This window comes from Pararoseomonas baculiformis (assembly GCF_017813395.1).
Classification (GTDB): Bacteria; Pseudomonadota; Alphaproteobacteria; order Acetobacterales; family Acetobacteraceae; genus Roseomonas; species Roseomonas baculiformis.
In genome coordinates this window covers 1-3,127 of sequence record NZ_JAGIZB010000071.1, presented here as the reverse complement: position 1 = coordinate 3,127, position 3,127 = coordinate 1, and the positions used below count along the sequence as shown (strand labels likewise).

General features: G+C 58.5%; 2 rRNA genes. Both read left to right on the top strand.

Going from position 1 to position 3,127, the window contains the following annotated elements:
• Positions 1-146: 146 nt before the first annotated feature.
• Positions 147-2,884: ribosomal RNA gene (locus J8J14_RS24370) — 23S ribosomal RNA — on the top strand.
• Positions 2,885-2,994: 110 nt separating this feature from the next.
• Positions 2,995-3,109 (top strand): 5S ribosomal RNA (gene rrf / locus J8J14_RS24365).
• The last annotated feature ends 18 nt before the right edge of the window (positions 3,110-3,127 follow it).

The following is a 3,127-nucleotide window of genomic DNA, read 5'->3' as shown; positions in this document are numbered from 1 at the left end:
ATGCCTTGGGGATGTGGTGATGTGCTGGGTGTCTTTCTGGGATGAGTGATGCGTACTCGGTGTCTGCTGTCTGATTGGACATGTGGGACTGGCGTGGGGGCGAAGGTTCCTGCGTGTTGGTTCTGCGTGCGGGCGGTGGATGGAGTTGTGAGTGAATGAAGGGCGTTCGGTGGATGCCTTGGCGCCAAGAGGCGATGAAGGACGTGGCACGCTGCGAAAAGCCGCGGGGAGATGCGAGCGATCGTTGATCCGCGGATGTCCGAATGGGGAAACCCCTCCTTTATGGAGATCCTCAGCTGAATACATAGGCTGTGGAGGCGAACCCGGGGAACTGAAACATCTCAGTACCCGGAGGAAAAGACATCAACAGAGATTCCCCGAGTAGTGGCGAGCGAAAGGGGAGCAGGCCAGTGGCCTGTCAGTGTTAAGCCGAAGGATCTGGAAAGGTCTGCCGCAGTGGGTGATAGCCCCGTAGGCGTATGGCGCTGGCAGGTTCTTGAGTAAGGCGGGGCACGTGAAACCCTGTCTGAACATCGGGGGACCACCCTCGAAGCCTAAATACTCCTTGGCGACCGATAGTGCACAAGTACCGTGAGGGAAAGGTGAAAAGCACCCCGACAAGGGGAGTGAAAGAGACCTGAAACCGAGCGCTTACAAGCAGTCGGAGCTCGAAAGAGTGACGGCGTACCTTTTGTATAATGGGTCCGCGAGTTCGTGTTGGCAGCAAGCTTAAGCCGTGAGGTGTAGGCGTAGCGAAAGCGAGTCTGACAAGGGCGCCTGAGTTGCCGGCATGAGACCCGAAACCGAGTGATCTAGCCATGGCCAGGCTGAAGGTGGGGTAACACCCACTGGAGGGCCGAACCCACGCCTGTTGAAAAAGTCGGGGATGAGCTGTGGCTAGGGGTGAAAGGCCAATCAAACTCGGAAATAGCTGGTTCTCCGCGAAATCTATTGAGGTAGATCGTCAGGTGGTCACCGCCGGAGGTAGAGCACCGGAAGGGCTAGGGGGGCCCAAAGCCCTACCAAACCCTACCGAACTCCGAATGCCGGTGAGTGTAGCCTGGCAGACAGACAGTGGGTGCTAAGGTCCATTGTCGAGAGGGAAACAGCCCAGACCACCAGCTAAGGCCCCTAATTCGTGGCTAAGTGGGAAAGCATGTGGGACGGCCAAAACAACCAGGAGGTTGGCTTAGAAGCAGCCATCCTTTAAAGAAAGCGTAATAGCTCACTGGTCTAATAGCTGTTCTGCGGCGAAAATGTAACGGGGCTCAAGCCACGAGCCGAAGCTGTGGGTGTGCAGCAATGCACGCGGTAGCGGAGCGTTCCCTAGGCCTGCGAAGGGATACCTGTGAGGGGTCCTGGAGGTATGGGAAGTGCGAATGCGGACATGAGTAGCGACAAAGAGGGTGAGAACCCCTCTCGCCGAAAGTCCAAGGGTTCCTGCGCAAGGCCAATCCGCGCAGGGTGAGCCGGCCCCTAAGGCGAGGGCGAAAGCCGTAGCCGATGGAAACAGGGTGAATATTCCCTGGCCCCCCAGATGTGACGACCATGAAGCGCGGTTCCCTCTTATCGGATTGAGGGGGCAGGTGGATTGGTCCGGGAAATAGCACTGGGATTATGGACCGTACCCGAAACCGACACAGGTGGACTGGTTGAGTATACCGAGGCGCTTGAGAGAACCATGCTGAAGGAACTAGGCAAATTGCTCGCGTAACTTCGGGATAAGCGAGACCCCTTGTCGCGCAAGCGGTGAGGGGTGGCACAGACCAGGGGGTGGCGACTGTTTAGTAAAAACACAGGGCTCTGCGAAATCGAGAGATGACGTATAGGGTCTGACGCCTGCCCGGTGCCGGAAGGTTAAAGGGAGATGTGCAAGCATCGAACTGAAGCCCCGGTAAACGGCGGCCGTAACTATAACGGTCCTAAGGTAGCGAAATTCCTTGTCGGGTAAGTTCCGACCTGCACGAATGGCGTAACGACCTCCCCACTGTCTCCAGCATGGGCTCAGCGAAATTGAATTCCCCGTGAAGATGCGGGGTACCCGTGGTCAGACGGAAAGACCCTATGAACCTTTACTGCAGCTTGGCAGTGGCGCCAGGAAGGGACTGTGTAGGATAGGTGGGAGCCGATGAAGCCGGGGCGCTAGCCTTGGTGGAGGCAACCTTGAAATACCACCCTGTGCCTTTCTGGCGTCTAACCGAACCCCGTTAGCCGGGGTCGGGACCCTGCCTGGTGGGCAGTTTGACTGGGGCGGTCGCCTCCCAAAGTGTAACGGAGGCGCGCGATGGTGGGCTCAGGCCGGTCGGACATCGGCTGTTGAGTGCAAAGGCATAAGCCCGCCTGACTGCGAGCGCGACAGCGCGAGCAGAGACGAAAGTCGGCCTTAGTGATCCGGTGGTCCCGCGTGGAAGGGCCATCGCTCAACGGATAAAAGGTACTCTAGGGATAACAGGCTGATCTCCCCCAAGAGTCCACATCGACGGGGAGGTTTGGCACCTCGATGTCGGCTCATCGCATCCCGGGGCTGGAGCAGGTCCCAAGGGTTCGGCTGTTCGCCGATTAAAGCGGTACGTGAGCTGGGTTTAGAACGTCGTGAGACAGTTCGGTCCCTATCTGCCATGGGTGTTGGAGACTTGAGAGGATCTGTCCCTAGTACGAGAGGACCGGGATGGACGCACCTCTGGTGCACCGGTTGTCACGCCAGTGGCATCGCCGGGTAGCCAAGTGCGGAACGGATAACCGCTGAAGGCATCTAAGCGGGAAACCAGCCTCAAAACCAGGTCTCCCCAAGGGCCGTGCAAGACCAGCACGTCGATAGGCCGCAAGTGGAAGCTCGGTAACGAGCGCAGCTGAGCGGTCCTAATCGCCCGATCGAACTCACAAACCCCCACCGCTGAGGGCAAAACCCTCGCCGCACGCAGCACCAACACGCACAACACTCAACAACACACCATCCACAACACCCCATCCGTCCCTACAGATCTGGCCCGGTGGCCTGGTGCCTACAGCGAGGTTGATACACCCGATCCCATCCCGAACTCGGCCGTGAAACACCCCAGCGCCCATGGTACTGCGTCTTAAGACGCGGGAGAGTCGGTCGGCGCCAGGCCACCAGACCAGATCTGTA